A 17,229-nucleotide genomic window follows, 5' to 3' on the forward strand; every position below is an offset into this window, starting at 1 on the left:
CTCATGCCGTTTATTTTAGAGTCATTTTTTGATCTTTGCCCACTATGGAATACGAATCACAAGAAAATATAGCCTCCATCACAACTCTTACTGAGGTTTTGGAGGCTTTCTCATTACATATTTGGGCTTGGTAGCTTTCGTCTTTGAGCTTGTTGATGAGTTTGGTTATTTTATCAAGGCTCATCCCATCGATGGTTTTTCCTTCAATTTCTTTGGTCATAGAAGGCCACGGACGAAGCTTCTTAATTGCAAAATAAGAGCCATCCGGCTGCGCTGCGAAGCCCGTGGAAAAAACTATTTAGACCGATCAACGAAGCATCGCTTCCTATTCTGCATCAAGGGAATAACGAAGTTGTTGCCTGCGTGCTGGAGCTGCCGAAAAAATACCGCATCGTCATCTACCTCTATTATTTCGAAGGCTACAGCACCGCGGAAATTGCCGAACTCGTACGCCGAAATGAGAATACCGTTCGAACGCATCTCCGCCGTGCCCGTGAACTGCTAAGAAAAAGTATGATCGGAGGATTCGTAAATGAATAAATATATCGAGGGAATGGCAGAAATAACAGCCGGCGAGGAGCTGAAGCAGCAGTTCATAAACCGGGCACTGCAACGGCAGCCGTTAAAGAGGAACAACCTCCGAAGAGCCGCCCTATTCGCTGCTGCCTGCACAATTATTGTAGTAATGGTGTTTGGGGCCTCGTTCTTACAGCCTGACAACAAATCAGCATTCACCGGCTTTGTTATTACCGCTTATGCGGCGGACGGCGCCCCCGTTGTCATGAAGCCAAACGTTCTGCTTCCTCTTGGGACATACAGTCCGTTTATGAGCAGCGTACCCGGCTTTCCGATCCGCATCGACGCAGAAGACGCGGATCGGTCGAAGTCATCGTAACAGAAGGATACCTGTTGACATGGTCCCCCCCGTCTTCGAAGGTTGTGCACCAGGGGAAAAGCATGCAAACTGCATCCGGTACCACGCTATACTGGTCGCCAAACGATGAGAATAACGGAAATCCGATTGCAAAGAAAAGTATCGTCTCCGTTATCGCCTACAAAAACAAGCAAGAGCTTGGCCGCCGGGTTATTGAAATACAAAGCACCGATAACCTCCATTACAGCGGGGTGCTAAAAGAAGAATAATCTTATAACGCAGCGCTTCTCGTTTTCCTAGCGGACAATGTATTGGCAAACATGCGTAAGAATGCCGTAGCCGTAACGCATTCAAGCAAGGTCAGAAGCAGCATCGTGAAATCCTGTCCTGCGTTCATACGCTCGATGTTCCAACCAAGCAGCCACAAATTAGCCAGCATGAATAAGATGTGTCCGAAAAACGTTACCATGCTGAACAAGCCGATGACTTTGTTATATTTATGGACGGCCTCGCTCCGGATACGAAGAATGCCGTAAAAAATCAAAAGCGTATTCGGCAGCACGCTGAAGGTAAGCTTGTATTCTGTCGTCCATTCACTAAAAAGCAGCAAAAGCAGCGTCTCTGCCAAAGTAAGAATGACCGTAAAAATTAAAACCGGCTTCACCTTTATTTGTATAAGTTTATCCTCGTACTTCGCAAGCATCACGCCCGCGGTAACAAAGGTTAAGCCAAAGCCGATATAACGAGTCGTAAACAAATTCAAGTAGTCGAGATACGCGGGATCTATGGACGGAAAGCTGTGTGCCGTGACACCTAACACATTTTTCAGGCTCCCGGATACGAATTGAATGCCCACAAACCCCGTCAACGCCAAAGTAACGGCAAGCCTAACGTATTGCTTTTGGAATAGCCAGTAGGCAGCGAGCAAACCGAAAACAAGCGGAGGAATGAACCAAAATTGAATAAAGGGACCATTCAGGACAATTGCCATAAACAATATCTTAGCTTGCAAAACGAGATTGCCGGCTGTCAGACCCGCGCTGATCAGCTTCGGCACGATGCTTTGCGCAATAAAAATGACGCAAAAAAAACAATAGATGATCGCGATACGTTTGAAATATTTTTGCATATACAGTCTCGGGTCAGCCGCATGGCTCCAGCTTTTATAGGCAAGAAAACCCGATACGACATAAAAGCAAGGTACGACTACCCTGGTCGCCAAGGAAGTAAACTGAATAACCGACTGTCCCGGCATAAGCGCCATGTATTTGATGAGCATAAGGTGAGCAACGAGAACAAGCAAAGAGCCCGCCAGCTTAAAAATAGTAATACCGGGATAATATTTACGCATTTTTCCTCAGCTCTCCCGTCCCGTTCAATACCATCGACTTGATTTCCGCAATGGATATTTTGCCTGTCGGCGAAAGCGGGAACATGGGCAGGAATACAATGTGACGCGGCAGCTTAAAGGCCGACAAATACGGCGCTAAATCATTTTTTAGCTTTTCGGAGGTTATGCTTGATCCTTGCTTGGTGACAATACAGGCGCAAACCTGCTCTCCGTAAAGCTCATCCGGAACCCCAATCACGAGAGCCTCGTCCACATCCTTATGCCTTAGCAGCACATTTTCAATTTCCACTGGAGAAATCTTCTCGCCGCCGCGGCTAATCATTCGGTGCAGCCGCCCCGTAATCGTTAAATGGCTTCGATCGTCCAGAAAGCCGAGGTCTCCGGATTTGTACCAGCCATCAGCCGTGACTGACGTTTTGTCATAGATCTCATTGGTATAACGCATCACTCGATGGCTTCGAATCGCAATTTCGCCATGCTCATGAGGAGCCAGCGCTTGTCCCGTCTCGGGATGTAATATCCGCACCTCTACAACCTTATCGACCTTTCCCCCAATGCTGTAGGCGCCTTTCTCAAATTCCTTGTAATGAATTAATCCGCTTAATAGATTCGTATGACTAAGCAGCTTGTACAGCAATAGTAACAGCAAGCTGTTCTTGCGATTAATAAAGCAGGTTCCATTGGCGACAGAGCCCGCTTCCGAAGAGCCGTAGCTGACCATAAAGAAATAAAGGTTCAAACTTTTCATGATTTTTTGCAAAATCGAATTGTTCACCGCCGCAGAAGTAAACGCAACGCCAAGCAATGATTTCAAATTATATTCATTTCTTTTTGGGGACAGCATCATCTGCTGAATCATATAAGGCGTTCCGATAAGCACTCTGCACTTTTCCTTTTCGATAGCTGATAAAGCGTTTAGGGGATTGAAATGGCTAAGCATGACAATTCGAATGTTACAGGCCTTCAAGCTTGTAAACAGCGTAGCAAACCCTCCAAGGTGGTATAAGGGCAGCAGATTCATAACCGAAAAATACCGCGTAATTTTATCGCTTAGCATCATAAGTAAAGAGCTGCTTTTCCCTGGCTTATCAACCAAATTAGACGATAGCAAGAACGAAGCCGTGGAGCGCATAACGCCCTTCGGAAGTCCCAGCGTACCTGAGGTATAGAGCAGAATGAGCGGGTCTTTGGGACAATTCGCTTCACATGCAGCTTCGAAAACGGGTTCCTCCACAGCGGATCCAAGCACTCGCAATTCCGAGTAGGTCTGGAAAAGCTCGGCTCCCCTGCCCTCTTCGTCCAGCACAAAAATATGCTCCGGCATCCAGTCGCCGTCTGCGCCTTCCTTGCTGCAATCCAAAATGATTTCCTGCATCATCGTTGGAAAATGGTTATGCTGCACCTCGCTCCCCATAATCATGGCGACCGGCCGGGAGTCCTTCAAATAATGCTGAAGCTCCTGTTTCTTAGAATAAGTATTAATCGGCACAATAATCGCACCGACGCAGGCAGCTGCAAATATCGATATAACCATTTCCGCTCTGCCCGGCATGAGCACCGCGATGGAATCTCCTTTCTTAATGCCAAGCTGCAGGAGACCTTTAGCGAACAGCCGCGACTCTTCCCAAACCCTCTGCCACGTATAGTGCTGATCGAGAGCCGGAAAGCTGTAAGCCACATCATGCGTGCTTTCGCTTGCTCTTTTTTGAAGAAAATACGGAATCGTATTCCTATTCCAGGTGCTCTTATTCTTATTCTTCATCTACCTTAACCCCCGCATTTGTAAAATAAACGGTACAAGCCTTTAACAACGTTAATCATTCTTCAAAAAGAACAAATTAGATAAAAAAATTCATTCATCACGATCGTTAGCAGTTAATATGTCTAATATAACACCTAGTTAGTTCTTAATAAAGAACATTTATTCAAGCGTAAACGGCTGATGTCATCCTTAGCGGCAAAAGCTCGTTTCGCAGTAAAATATAAGCATAGTATAAGGTTGAAATTTATACTTTCTTATATTTCAAAAAAAATACGCCGCAACAGCTTTTAACAAGCTCTTGCGGCGTATGCTGTATTATTTGCCCGAAACGGTGGCTGTTACGGGTTTAACAGCCGTTTTTTCTTTCCCGGCCTTTGGTTTCGATTCTTCTTCCCGCTTCGTCTTACCGATGAATAAGCTGAGCGGAAGCGCAACGACTGCAACCAAGGTAGCAACGACGTATACATCATTTACGCTCATCGTAAATGACATGATTCCAATGTGAAGCTCACTGGTATCACCGGCTTTCATTAAGTTCGTCGCGTGTGTTACCGATCGCGATGCGAGCATCGTGGTGAAGATCGCGATGGCGAAAGAGCCGAATACGTTCCTCGTCCAGTTCGTGATGGCGGAAGCATGCCCCGAAAGCTCTGCTGGAATTTGTTCCATCGCCGCATTGCTTGAAGGCATAACGACAAACGCGATCCCGATATTACGAACGATCATCCACCATATAACGTAAGAATGTGAAACATCGACGCTTAACCAGCTTAATGCCAGCGTACCGATCGTGAGCAGGACGATTCCGCCGGACATGAGCCAGCGCGGTCCGATAATGCCGTAAAGCTTTCCTACAACGGGCATGAGCAGCGCCATGGCCAGTGAAGCTGGCAGCAAAATCATCCCAGTATCTATTGCCGAAACATGCTGTATTCTTTGAAGGAATATCGGCGTCAGCAAAGTGCCTGAATATAAGCTGATCGTAATAATATTTGAAATAACCGCATTCAAGGTAAAGCGTTTGTTCTTAAACACTTTCAGGTTAAGCAAAGGCGTTTCTGTTGTAAGCTCGCGCCATATGAATAGAAGCAAAGCAATCACTCCGATGACGAACAAGGAAACGATCTTCCAAGATCCCCAGCCCCAGTTATGGCCTTGGCCAAGCGCAAGAAGCAAGGATGAGCTGCTTATAATTACCGTCAAGAATCCGAGTCCATCGAAGCTTTTTGGGATATTCATCCGATAATAAGGAATGTAGGCATACACGAATCCTATTGCAATCAGTCCGATTGGGATGTTCATAAGGAACAGCCACTGCCAATTCATGTTTTCCAGTATCCAGCCGCTGATGGTAGGTCCAAAAGCGGGTGCCAGCATGGCGGACAAGCCCCAGAAGGCAACAGCCATCGCCTGCCGCTCTCTTGGAATGATTTGATAAATAATAGACATCGTTGCCGGAATGATCAAACCGCTGAATGCGCCTTGCAGTACACGGAACAAAATGAGCGAGCCTTCGCTCCATGCTGTTGCGCACAATATCGATGCCAGCGTGAAGCCTATCAATGAAAACAGATAAAGACGTCTGTAGCTGAACCTCTCGCCTAAGTAACCGGCTACAGGTGCTGTTGTCCCCATCGCAAGCATAAAGCCGGTTAATGTCCACTGCACCGAGCTCAGCGTTGTATCAAAATGATCTGTCAAAATTTCGAGCGCCAAGTTAATCGTAGCTGACGCCAATACGCATAAAAACGATCCGATAAAAATAGCAACCATTATAGGCCAGAAACGCACCTTTTGAACTTCTGCTTGATTCATTTGATTCTCCCACACCCTTTGAAATTACTTTACAGCTTAACTATTATATTTTAGTTCTAAACTATTTTCAATGGTATGCTAAGGCTTTTTCTAACGTCTTCAAATGAAAGCGCAACTATTCTTCTACACCGCTCAAAGCTATAATAAAAGTGGGATTATGAAAATTAAGGAAGTGAATAATAGCATGGCATTTCATTCTCATGAAAATACTTCTCAAACGGCGAATAAGACCAAGCAGAAGCAAGAGCAGCCCTCTCAGGAGCAGCATACATCCGCTGCCAGCGAGCATTCGGCGGCAGGCGTATCCTCTGCAAACCTCTTACACTTACAAAAAAATATGGGCAACCGCGCAGTTGCCCAGCTTATGTCATCGCAAAGCGTCATTCAAAGAAAAATTGCGATAGAGGATAATGCAGGCAGCGATGATATTTTGGAATACTGCAAATCTAAAATGCTCTACTTTGTCTCTCCTTCCGAAGTGATGGATGAGGTGATGAAGGAGAAGCCTCCACATGTAAAGGAGCAATTGGAGCAGGAGCTGCTGCTCGGCTTCAGCTTCTCCAAGCTGAACAGCTTCTTGGAGGATTGGCATAAGGATGGCAAATCGTTCACCTACAGCAATGACGGCAGGGGCTTCAATAAGCTTGCCAAGGATGCCATTAAATATCATTTGAACAAACATTACAATTGGCGCAGTATCGGTACGGCCGAGTATATGACAGGCGATGCTACCGGACTCGCGATGGTTCCGTTAGTCGATCCCAGCCTCACGGTCAAGGTGCTCACGGGAGACCAGAGAAAAGCTCCCTCACACCCGGAAAAAGCCGAAAACTTTCTAAAGGACCCTCCTACCCAGACAGAGAAAAACAAACGGATTCAGGGACCTTCATTTCTAAAGAACCGTCAGCAGCTCCCTGAATACTTTGATGCAGCGCAAAAAGCCGGGGGGATCGCATTCAGCTCCACCGACGAAAACCGCGAATACCAGGGCACCTCGGACCGTTATTCAACCGTCTATAACGAGCATACGCCTGGCGTTGTAAAACCATGGAACAAAGAAACCTATGAGGCAACGAGAGTGATTGGAGACGCCTTGTATGATCCCGAGAAAACAAAGGTGCTGCGGGAACAAATTCAACTAGGAGGCTCCGAGGGGGATCAAGCGTTAAAGCTGAAAATCGAGGAATACAAAAGAGTAAAGCTTGACCCTATATTGAACAACAAAAAATGCCTCATTCTATGGGGACGCAACAGCGGACAGAAAGGCGGCGCGCATAAAGAGCTGGACTCGCACCAGCTCATGGTTATGCAGCTAGCCGCTAAGCTGAAGGCATCCTTTCCCGACCGTCAGCTCGTTTTTGTCGGTGACGAGGTCATATCCAAAGAAGAGCTGGGTGCCCGAAACGAAGTCGTTTATCTCGGCGAGTTCTGGAAGCCGCAAAACTCCGGTGAGGAGTACGCGCCTTCTCTCCGCGACCGCAACGCGCAGCGCTATTTGTTCCAGCTGCTGCATCAAGAAAACAGCGCAGTATCCATCGGTATGCGGAGCGGAAGCTTGGAAGGCATGGCGCTGCTCGGCCTGAATGTCATTTATATTGATGACAAAGACAATAATGCAGCGGGACGAATGGAGTTTTGGGCTGGAGATGCCGCAGATGAACGGGCAGCCGCTCTCTCGGAGCATGATGATGATTTTGAAGAACAGGCTGCATGGGAGAAGTCGAAGGAAGGGCCTTTGCCGAACTACAAACGTATCTCTACGGTGCAAAAGCTGGGTGATGAGATCGATAAACGATATGCTGTTTTACAAAAGGGCTTAACGTTCTATACAAAGCTATTATTAGAAAGAGACCATACCGATTTACCGGTTTGTACGCCTAAAGGTACTGATTCCGGCATAAGCATGACTGCTGACATCTTGAACAAGAAAGCGTATGCCGATACGTTTTTCGCGAACAAAATGACGGACAAGCCAGCTGTTATCTCCGCTTTTCTTAAAGAATACGAAAGCTTGGTCAACACGCTATCCAGCGTGAATTACAAAGGAAATGCCCCTGCTATGAAACCAAGCAGCTTTAAATTTAATGAGGCTAATATTCGAAAAATGATTGCAAATGTTGACCAATTGGATGATAGCTTAGAAAAAGCGGCCGCTCTGGACCATTTAAAATATATATTGAATAAAAAGGACGTTACGCTTACGAGTTTGGCAGGCGAATGGGTCGACTCCCCGGGCGCGGGGACCCTTCTGAAAAACATTGCGGCGGATGCTCCTTCATCTAAGCAATTGCAAGACTTCAACGCTTCATTCGATAAGGTGAAGGGCGGCTTTGACGGAAAGAGCGAGGCTGCTGCCGCAAGCAAGATTAAATTTAAAATAGCGGATATCAACGCGCTGCTCGCTGCTTCAGAGCTGCTGGTCAATCACAACCAACTGCAAACGAATGAAAAGGATCAAGTCGCTTTTCTCGTTAATTATTTAAGCCCTTAATCATAAAACGAACAAGCCTCGGTAAGAGAGTACCGAGGCTTGTTCCTATGTTATTACTTCTTCGCGCCGCGCGAGATTTGTTTTCCCCACACCGCAGTGCCCTGCTCGTTCAAACCCGTGAAGACAAGCGTAGGCTTATTGAGCTCCCAGTCCCATGCAGGCAGCAGAAGTGCCGTTTCCTTTGCGATAACGGATCCATCGGCATCATGCCAAAACAAGGTTATCGTATGGTCGCCGTCAAACTCCCAATAATCTTTTTCCTCGCCGCTTCCGATCTTTCCGTTCTTCAGCAGCGTTAACGGCTCCGAGTCAACTTGGCCGTCGATCAGCTTCTCGTGAACGATTTGTTCCCATTCGCCCGCGATGCTTCCCTTCGGAATCTTCTGCACGGTTTCGCCATCATATCTTTCAGGAGAAACGACAGGCCAGCCATCTTGTGTCCATAGCATTTTCCTTACATGGAGATACATCCAGTTGGAATCCTGCTCCGGTCTTGCATGATGAACCAAATAGTAGTCGTTCCCATCCTGCAGGACGGAATTATGACCTGGAGACATCCAGCCCTCTCCCTCTGAAAAACGGTACCCGCCGATCAGCTTGTTCCCAATCTCAAACTGGGCCTCGTACTTGTCATCAAGCATATCGCGGCCGTTTGCATCCAAGTAAGGACCGGTAATGGAATCTGACCGCCCAACGCGTACATTGTAATCCGAGGATAAGGAGTCATAGGAAACGAATAAGTAGTATTTCTTTTGCTCCGGATTATAGACCACGTAAGGGCCTTCAACCGCGCCTTGTTCCATGGCCTGACTGCGCTTGGCAATTTTCGTGCCGTAGCCGGATTCCGCCAGCTTGCCTGTCTTCTCATCCAGCAGCGATACATAAATCCCGCCGAAGAATGAACCGAACACGAACCAAGGCTTGCCATCCGCATCCGTCACAATATTAKGATCGATGGCATTTGGCTCGTCTGCTCCGGAGGTTTTGACAACCTCGCCCTGATCGGTCCAAGGACCTTCAGGAGATGGGCTTGTCGCTACGCCGATATAGGAGGTATTTGAGCCGAACGTAGATGCCGAATAATACAAATAATAGGTATCGCCGAGCTTCTCAATCTCGGGAGCCCATAGATTCGTTGCGCCAGTCCATTCCTTCGCTTCTGCTGGAATGCCGTCAAACGCATAGCCTACCCATTCCCAGCTGATCAAATCCTTCGATTTGCGCACCATAATACCCGGCGTGCTGCTTCCTCCGACCTTTACGTCCGTGGAATAGATATAATAAGTGTCCCCGTCCTTCAAAATGGAAGGGTCATGCACGTTGCTAATATTCCAGTTTTTCTCGTTATGGATATTGGCCGTATCATACATCGGATAAGCCGGCGGCGCAGAAGGTTCTTTCACCGCCGTTTCCTGCTTCGAGCAGCCGGCGAGGAGAACGGCTGTCACTAGACTTATCGCTGCGAATTTTTGTAAGCCGGATCTAGTCGGTCTCATATGCGCATTAGCCCTCTCTGCTAGCCCTTCACGCCTGAAATAGCGACAGACTCGATAATTTGCTTTTGGAATACTAGGAAGATGATAAGCATTGGCAGCAATGCCACGAAGGATGCAGCCATAATTAACGGATAATCAGTTTGAATCGCATAGGTCGCATTAAAGTTTGCGATAACGAGTTGGAGCGTTTGCTTCTCCGGCGAGTTCAAATAAATAATCGGTGCCAAATAATCGTTCCAGATTCCCATGAACCAAAGGATGACCTGAGCGGCGACCGCTGGACGAATTAACGGAAAGACGATCTTTGTGAAAATGCCGAAGTAAGAGGCACCGTCGATTTTCGCCGCTTCAATAATAGCCCCAGGCACGCTGGTTAAATATTGGCGCAGGAAGAAGATCATCATAATATTTCCGAACAAGCCCGGTACGATCAGCGGCTTTAACGTGTCTACCCAGCCAAACTCAGAGAACATGATAAACTGAGGAATCATGATGGCCGGGTATGGAATCATTAAGGAGGATAGCAAAAGCATGAAAATTTTGTTTTTGTGATTGAAACGAAGCTTAGCAAACGAGTAAGCAGCTAGGCTTGAGGTAAACGTGCCGATAATCGTCACGCATAACGTAATCAGCAAGCTGTTCTGAATACCGCTGAGCAAAGGTCCTTTTTCCCAAATTTCCACGTATTTAATGAAGTCAAATTTCTCAGGTATCCAAACGGGCGGCAAAGCGAATACTTCCGCCTTCGTTTTAAACGATGTGGAAACCGTCCAAGCAAGCGGAGCAATCATGAATACAGCGCCGATACTGATTAGGATAAAGATCAATACATCTGATAGTTTGAATTTTTTGGCCGATAGCATAGTCAGGCTCACTCCTTCCCTCTGTTGTCGTTATTCCAGGTCCTTCGACGACTTTTCATTCATCTTAAATTGAACGAGCGTGATAACGAAGATGAATATACCAAGCAGCATCGCCATTGCGGAGGCATAACCCATTTGCAGGTTACCGAACGCTTTTTGCCAAACATAGAATACGACAGAGGCAGAGCTGTACTCCGGACCGCCTGTTGATGTCATAATGTTGATTTCCGTGAAAATTTGCGCACCGCCGATCACCTTTGTTACGACAATGAAGAATGTAACTGGTTTAACCATTGGGAACGTGATGTGCTTGAAGATTTGAAAGGCATTTGCACCGTCAAGCTGCGCGGCTTCATAATAGTCTTTCGGAACGCTTTGCAGCGCTGCCAAATAAAGAAGCATCGAGTAACCAAGGTTTTTCCATACCATCATTATAATGAGTGCCGGTTTCACCGTATATTTATCAGTTAACCAGTTAGGGCCCTCAATACCAAATAGAGCAAGAAACTGGTTCACTAAACCATAGTCGCCGTTATAAGCCCATTGCCACAAAATCGAAATCGCCGCTAGCGAGGATATAACCGGGATGTAGTAAACGACGCGAAACGTTGTTGTACCTAACATTTTCCGGTTCAAGCCTAGAGCAAGCAGCAGAGCTAATACAATCTCAATTGGTATACCGATCATCATGAATAGCGTATTGAAGCTGGCTTTATGAAATTGTTCATCCATAAATATTTCTTTGAAGTTAGCAAAACCGATAAAATCCATGCGGCCAAGGCCGTCCCAATCAGTGAAGGAACCATAAAATGAGTATAAAAGCGGATACAACGTAAACAAGAGAAATCCAAGTACGGGAGCAAGTACAAATAAATACCCGTAATAGCTTTCTTTGCGATAGAGATTCGACTTGGTTTTCATCTTCCACCCCTGATTCACCCGGCATAAGAGTGATGCTAGCTCTACGAGAGAACTAACATCACTTCTTGCGGGTTAAAAATGATTAGCTTTTATTATTTCTTTGATTTGGCTTCTTGTTCGATCGCTTTATCAAGCAAGCTTTGCATTTTTGGCTGTTGCGATTTCACGTAATCCGCTGCCGTAACTTTACCGTCAAGCACCGGCTGAACGTCTGTGAAGAACAATTGGTACCATTCTGCATTGTAAGTCAATGTGTTAGGCATTGGTTTACCGTAATCTTGAACGATATCAAGGAATTCTTTCTTGTTCGCTGGTTTCGTTTCCGAATTAGCAGCCCAAGTTTCAGCCATGTCGATCAGGTTAGGAATTTGAACCTTTGCATCAACCAGTTGTTGTTGACCTTCTGGCGACGCTGTCAAGTAAGTCACCAGCTTAGCTGCAAGCTCAGGGCTCTTCGAAGTGTTAGATACGCCGATTCCGAGCGATCCAACGAAAGTAGCCGATTTGCCTGTAGAACCAGCAGGGTAAGGAATCAGATCATAATCGAAAGGCAATGTTTCGTAAGTCGCTAGATCCCAAGGGCCTACAGGGAAGAATGCAAGCTCGCCTTTCATCCAGCGTTGGTAAGTATCAAGTGTTGCCGCATCTTCAATAGAAGGAGTAATTTTGTAAACATTTTGCATGTCAGCGAAGTATTGCAATGCTTCAGCAAACTTAGGATCGTCGATGGTTACTTTTGTGTTTGTTTCATCAAGCCAGTCAGCACCGTTGCTCCATACGAAAGCTTGCAATGCCCAGTTTACGTTAAAGCCTGTACCGTATTGGTCGATTTTACCGTCACCATTATTGTCTTTCGTCAGCTGTTGGTTAACTTTGATGAATTCATCCCATGTGTAAGGCTTGTCTTTATCCGGCAACGGAATGCCAGCAGCCTCAAACATTGCTTTGTTGTAACCAAGTGCGAAAGGACCTACGTCTTTCGGCAAGCCGTAAATGCTGCCTTGGCCTACGGTTTCACCGTCGTAACGGTAGCTATCAACACCGTATTTCCAGATGTTATCGAATTTTACATCAGACACGTATTCTGTGATATCTTTAAGTACGCCGCCGTTTGCATACGCTCTCAGATCGCCCGGGTCAAAATAAAATACGTCTGGAACGCTTTTTCCTGTAATAGCAGCTTTCAATTTTGTTGCGTATTGATCGCCTGTTGTTGTAATGATTTTAACTTTAACGCCAGGGTTGTCGGCTTCGAATTTCTTAACGGTTGCCTCATAAGCCTTTTGCTCTTCAGGTCCGCCTCTAAACATGAATGAAATTTGTTTGGATTCTGTTTTTTCGCCTGTGCTGCCTGTGTTACCAGAATTGCCTGCGTTGTCTTTGCCACCGCATGCGGATAATACTACGACTAATGACATCATGACTGCGAACACTGAGAATAAACTCTTTTTCTTTGCCAACTTGAACCCCTCCTAAATGTACTACGTACTGCGTTCACAAGAGTCATTAATTAGCAGCAAATATATCAAGTAAGCATATTTGTTAAATAATTAATACTTTTGTTAAACTCATAATAGTGCAAAGCGCTTTCATTGTCAATACATGTCGAATGGATATTTGAAAACGTTATCCACATCTGGTTTTACAGCGTAAAACAGCTTTTCTGCTCTCTTTACATCAAATAATTGATTATTCACTGAATAAACCAGATGTCATTAACATAACCACGAACTATTAACTTTCTATTCAACAGCCTCCGCTGCGTCTGCAACAGGGATACCGAAATCCGGCGTACCGTCAGCATGCCAGCCAAATACCTGCGCACGAGTATGACGATTCGGATCATAAAGAGGATCTCCCTCAATTTCTTTGTAATTACGGGCATGATACACAATAATATCTTGTTCTCCGTCCGGGCTTACCGTAAAGCTGTTATGGCCAGGTCCATACTGTCCCGTTGTTTCATTGGTTTGGAATACGGGCTCCGCTGTTTTGGTCCAAGATGCCGGATCCAGCAAATCGCTTGTTTCATCAGCTGTAAGCAGGCCCATGCAGTAATTATGGTCCGTAGCGCTCGCCGAGAAGCTAATGAAAATTTTCCCGTTTCGTTTCAACACGGCAGCACCCTCGTTAACGAGGAAACCTATCTTCTCCCAATCATATTCAGGGGTTGCAATCATAACCTGCTTACCGCTTATGGTCCATGGGTTGCTCATTTGCGCGATATATAAATTCGAATTGCCAGTTATAGCAGGGTCCTGCTGCGCCCATACCAGATACTGAACACCTTTATGCTCGAATGACGTAGCATCAAGCGAGAACGACTCCCAGTTTGCTATAATTTGCCCTTTTTCCATCCAATTACCCTCAAGCGGGTTAGCAGATTCATTCTCAAGGACGAACATCCGATGATCAAATAATCCATCTACCGTTTCGGTCGTTCTTGCCGCTGCAAAATAGATATACCATTTGCCTCCGACAATATGAATCTCCGGCGCCCAAATGTTTGCGCTCATTGGACCCGTATCGTATTTTCTCCAGACAACGACCGGCTCCGCCGAGCCGAGCTCTCCAATTGTCTTTGCTCTTCTTACTTCAAGGCGGTCATACTCAGGCACGGAGGCTGTAAAATAATAATAGCCGTCTGTGTGCTTGTAGACCCAAGGGTCTGCCCGCTGCGGAATAACCGGATTCGAGAATTGCTGCGTTGTCGCTACTTGTTTGCTTATCATGTGATAAAACCCCTTTATGATTGACTTATTATGCTTCTAAATTTCTGATTTGCTTGCCCCATAATGCAATTCCATTTTCCGTTAATCCGGTGAATACGAGTGCTGCTCTATCATTCTCCCAATCCCATGCAGGTCGGATTGATCCTCTGCAGGAAGAAAGTTTTCCTGATTCCCCGCCGCCAAACCGATGATCGGAAAGCCGAAGCTCCATCATTTCTTGATCGGCGATGCGCCATGATTGCCCTTCACTTGGTCCGCTTATGCTTCCGTCTAGGAAAAGCGAAAGCGGGATGGCATCCACTATTGAATCTGCATCCGGATCATGTACGATCCACTCCCAATCCCCAGGGATCTCCGATGGGGAAACGATACGGAGCGGCTCTCCCGCATATCTCTCTGGAGATACAAGCGGCCAGCCATCCTCCGTCCAACTTATTTCGCGTACATGCAGATGGAAGCAGCTTTTTTTCATCTCCTCACGGGCATGATGCACCATATAGTAAACGCCATCGTCCTGAAGAACAGAGTTATGGCCTGGAGCCAGCCAGCCTGCGCCGGAACTGAAGCGATAGCCTCCCATCAATTTCATGCCGATTCGAGACGGTTCAGCATGCTGCGTATCCGTCATCGACATACCCAAATAATCGGTATAAGGGCCGGTTATCGTACGAGATCGTGCCACTCGCACATTGTAGTTAGTAAAGAGCGAATCATATGAGACAAATAGATAGTAATAATCAAATTGCGGATGATAAACGATATAAGGGCCCTCTATTGCGCCGTCCCTTACGTTTCGATCGCGGCGGGCTAATAACGTTCCCGTTCCGCCGACGAGCGGCTTTCCTGTCTGCTGATCAAGCTCTAGGATGTAAATGCCCCCGAAAAAAGAGCCATAGGCCATCCACAAACGTCCATCTTTATCAAATAGCACATTAGGATCAATCGCGTTAACCTCGAGATCATCACCTTCTGCTGTCTTTATGACCTCTCCTAAGTCTGTCCACGGGCCTTCTGGACTTAACGCCGAAGCGACGCCGATAAAGGATTGTCGTGTTCCAAACCGAGAAGCGCAATAATAAAGCAAGTAGGTATCGTTAATCTTAATAACATCAGGTGCCCAAAGCCCATCGGCCCCGGTCCATTCCTTTGCTTGCTCCGGCACGCCGTCAAACGCATGGCCCACCCATTCCCAATCAATCAAATCCTTAGATCGTCTAACTTGTACGCCTCCGCGAAAAGGCGGCCTTTCCTCTTCCCGATACATCGCGTCTGTAGAAAACGAGTAGTAACAGTCCTCGTCTTTGAATATGCCAGGATCATGCGTATTCAACGTTTTCCAAGTCGTCTCATCCTCAAAGGTTCTCGGATCAAACAGTCGCTGCTCAGGCGGTTTTCTCGGATGCTTCATATCATTTCCTCCACGAGTTGTTAAAAGCTTTTCTTAAAACATTGAATCGTTTATATATTTATTCATTAATTCATGTTAAAGTGAATTTTATCAACTGACCGCTACTGCTGTCAATTGATAAATTTATTAATGATTATATTAACATCGTAAAGAACTAAGGGGGATCTATGTCAAACAAAGTCAATCAGCGCAGCAACAATGCTAACAAGAAGCGATTCAAGGGGCAGCTCTCGCCCCGAAGTAAGCTAGTAATCACCTTTGCGATTATTCTATTGGGACCGGCCTTCCTTATTAGTACGCTCTCCTACCAGACATCCAAAAAAGAGGTGTCCAAGCAGGTGATCAACGGGGCGGAACAAAACGTGCAGCTCCTGAGCTCGGTCATTACGCAATACACCACCGCTGAATCTGCCAATACCGACTACTTAGCTTCGCTCATTAATGAAACCGTATGCACGGGCACATCGCAAACGCTGCAAAGCAAAATATTAGATCCGTTTTACCGTACGCACCCGATGATTTCCAACTTGGAATTCGGCGGAAAATCGGGCTATTACCGTAATGTGAAAGGAACGCCTTGGGCACAGGAAGGAAACCACCTCACACAGGAATGGTATCTCTCTGCCATGGAAAACTCAGGTACGATCGTGTCGGCACCTTATGTATCTGCTGTAACCGGTGAATTCGTCATCGGTATTTCGAAAGCGGTATCAGATGGAAGCGGAGTTATTCGATCAGAGGTGAACATTGAAGAGTTGACCGGACTGGCTGATGCCGTTCAAATCAATGAAGCTGGGGACGCCATTATTTTGGACAATGACCATAAGGCTGTTTATCATCCATCGCTTACGGAAGGAGAGCTTGCTGAAGGCGGTTGGGTCGATCAAAATGTTCGAGGCTGACAGTGGAAAATTCAATTACTTGCTCGGCGGTAAAGACAAAATGATGACATTTACGACGAACACGTTGACAGGCTTGAGGAGAGGATCAGCGGAACGCTGTACACGAGTGAGTTCACTGAGCAAACAGGGCTGTCCTATTATCCATTACACTGGATGAACGGAACAGCCCTTTTGTATGCGATTATAAAATTAAGGCTCGGAATTCATAACCTAAGTATAAATAATTGTCGCTGAAAATAAAAAAACATTGTTCATAATGAACAATGGCTTCGGTTGAAAGTATGGTGGAGGCTGACGGGATCGAACCGCCGACCCTCTGCTTGTAAGGCAGATGCTCTCCCAGCTGAGCTAAGCCTCCGCGAAAACAATAAAACCCACGGGCTGTGGGGTTGTTTCTTGGCACTTGTGAAGCATTTGCGCCCTGAAAACTGGATACGAAAGTTAGGTTTGCTGAAACCTTTTTAGCTGCTGTCTGCTGGATGTATGGGTCCATGCAAACGTGTTTAGGATAAGCCCTCGACCGATTAGTATTCGTCAGCTACACACATTGCTGTGCTTCCACCCCGAACCTATCAACCTCGTCGTCTTCAAGGGGTCTTACATACTGGGAAATC

The 17,229-nt window shown here is 46.3% G+C and carries 15 protein-coding genes, 1 tRNA gene and 1 rRNA gene; 5 read left to right on the top strand and 12 right to left on the bottom strand.

The genetic code is table 11. The features are described from left to right. Window positions 1–10 precede the first annotated feature (10 nt). The gene (locus tag AC1DLI_RS31660) at window positions 11–220 is read right to left on the bottom strand and encodes a hypothetical protein (protein ID WP_477609277.1); all 210 of its coding nucleotides are present in this window, start codon (window positions 218–220) and stop codon (window positions 11–13) included. Window positions 221–246: 26 nt separating this feature from the next. Here AC1DLI_RS31660 and AC1DLI_RS31665 point away from each other — a divergent pair, with 26 nt between their 5' ends. From AC1DLI_RS31665 to AC1DLI_RS31675, 3 genes are all read left to right on the top strand, one after another. After that, window positions 247–540, top strand: coding sequence for a sigma-70 family RNA polymerase sigma factor (locus AC1DLI_RS31665; protein WP_477609279.1), 294 nt, complete (start codon window positions 247–249; stop codon window positions 538–540). Further along, on the top strand, window positions 533–895 hold the full coding sequence (locus tag AC1DLI_RS31670) for a hypothetical protein (RefSeq protein ID WP_477609281.1): 363 nt from the start codon (window positions 533–535) through the stop codon (window positions 893–895). The genes AC1DLI_RS31665 and AC1DLI_RS31670 overlap by 8 nt, the downstream gene beginning before the upstream one ends. A 62-nt stretch (window positions 896–957) precedes the next feature. After that, complete coding sequence (locus AC1DLI_RS31675) at window positions 958–1,143, top strand: hypothetical protein (RefSeq protein WP_477609283.1); 186 nt, start codon at window positions 958–960, stop codon at window positions 1,141–1,143. A 2-nt stretch (window positions 1,144–1,145) separates the two neighbouring features. Here the strand turns inward: AC1DLI_RS31675 and AC1DLI_RS31680 are convergent, their stop codons facing one another. From AC1DLI_RS31680 to AC1DLI_RS31690, 3 genes are all read right to left on the bottom strand, one after another. Then, entirely contained in the window at window positions 1,146–2,225 is a 1,080-nt protein-coding gene (locus AC1DLI_RS31680) for an acyltransferase family protein (protein WP_477609285.1), read from the bottom strand. Continuing rightward, window positions 2,218–3,987, bottom strand: coding sequence for a class I adenylate-forming enzyme family protein (locus AC1DLI_RS31685; RefSeq protein WP_477609287.1), 1,770 nt, complete (start codon window positions 3,985–3,987; stop codon window positions 2,218–2,220). The genes AC1DLI_RS31680 and AC1DLI_RS31685 overlap by 8 nt, the downstream gene beginning before the upstream one ends. 315 nt (window positions 3,988–4,302) lie before the next feature. Then, complete coding sequence (locus AC1DLI_RS31690; RefSeq protein ID WP_477609289.1) at window positions 4,303–5,802, bottom strand: DHA2 family efflux MFS transporter permease subunit; 1,500 nt, start codon at window positions 5,800–5,802, stop codon at window positions 4,303–4,305. 184 nt (window positions 5,803–5,986) lie between these two features. Here AC1DLI_RS31690 and AC1DLI_RS31695 point away from each other — a divergent pair, with 184 nt between their 5' ends. Then, window positions 5,987–8,293, top strand: a complete 2,307-nt coding sequence (locus AC1DLI_RS31695; RefSeq protein WP_477609291.1) for a hypothetical protein — start codon at window positions 5,987–5,989, stop codon at window positions 8,291–8,293. Window positions 8,294–8,346: 53 nt separating this feature from the next. On the opposite strand, the gene AC1DLI_RS31700 is transcribed toward AC1DLI_RS31695, so the two are convergent. From AC1DLI_RS31700 to AC1DLI_RS31725, 6 genes are all read right to left on the bottom strand, one after another. Continuing rightward, window positions 8,347–9,789, bottom strand: a complete 1,443-nt coding sequence (locus AC1DLI_RS31700) for a family 43 glycosylhydrolase (protein ID WP_477609293.1) — start codon at window positions 9,787–9,789, stop codon at window positions 8,347–8,349. Window positions 9,790–9,809: 20 nt separating this feature from the next. After that, the gene (locus AC1DLI_RS31705) at window positions 9,810–10,652 is read right to left on the bottom strand and encodes a carbohydrate ABC transporter permease (protein WP_309000034.1); all 843 of its coding nucleotides are present in this window, start codon (window positions 10,650–10,652) and stop codon (window positions 9,810–9,812) included. 30 nt (window positions 10,653–10,682) lie between these two features. Then, window positions 10,683–11,573, bottom strand: a complete 891-nt coding sequence (locus AC1DLI_RS31710; protein ID WP_309000035.1) for a carbohydrate ABC transporter permease — start codon at window positions 11,571–11,573, stop codon at window positions 10,683–10,685. Window positions 11,574–11,665: 92 nt separating this feature from the next. Further along, entirely contained in the window at window positions 11,666–13,033 is a 1,368-nt protein-coding gene (locus AC1DLI_RS31715; protein WP_477609296.1) for an ABC transporter substrate-binding protein, read from the bottom strand. Window positions 13,034–13,315: 282 nt separating this feature from the next. Then, entirely contained in the window at window positions 13,316–14,305 is a 990-nt protein-coding gene (locus tag AC1DLI_RS31720) for a glycoside hydrolase family 43 protein (protein ID WP_477609298.1), read from the bottom strand. Between the two features lie 28 nt (window positions 14,306–14,333). Beyond that, complete coding sequence (locus tag AC1DLI_RS31725) at window positions 14,334–15,713, bottom strand: family 43 glycosylhydrolase (RefSeq protein ID WP_477609300.1); 1,380 nt, start codon at window positions 15,711–15,713, stop codon at window positions 14,334–14,336. Between the two features lie 167 nt (window positions 15,714–15,880). Here AC1DLI_RS31725 and AC1DLI_RS31730 point away from each other — a divergent pair, with 167 nt between their 5' ends. Beyond that, entirely contained in the window at window positions 15,881–16,615 is a 735-nt protein-coding gene (locus tag AC1DLI_RS31730) for a cache domain-containing protein (RefSeq protein WP_477609302.1), read from the top strand. 282 nt (window positions 16,616–16,897) lie between these two features. On the opposite strand, the gene AC1DLI_RS31735 is transcribed toward AC1DLI_RS31730, so the two are convergent. Next, window positions 16,898–16,973 (bottom strand) — tRNA-Val (locus AC1DLI_RS31735). 146 nt (window positions 16,974–17,119) lie between these two features. Beyond that, window positions 17,120–17,229: ribosomal RNA gene (locus AC1DLI_RS31740) — 23S ribosomal RNA — on the bottom strand; the annotation flags it as partial.

The organism is Paenibacillus sp. 01T443 (assembly GCF_056398325.1).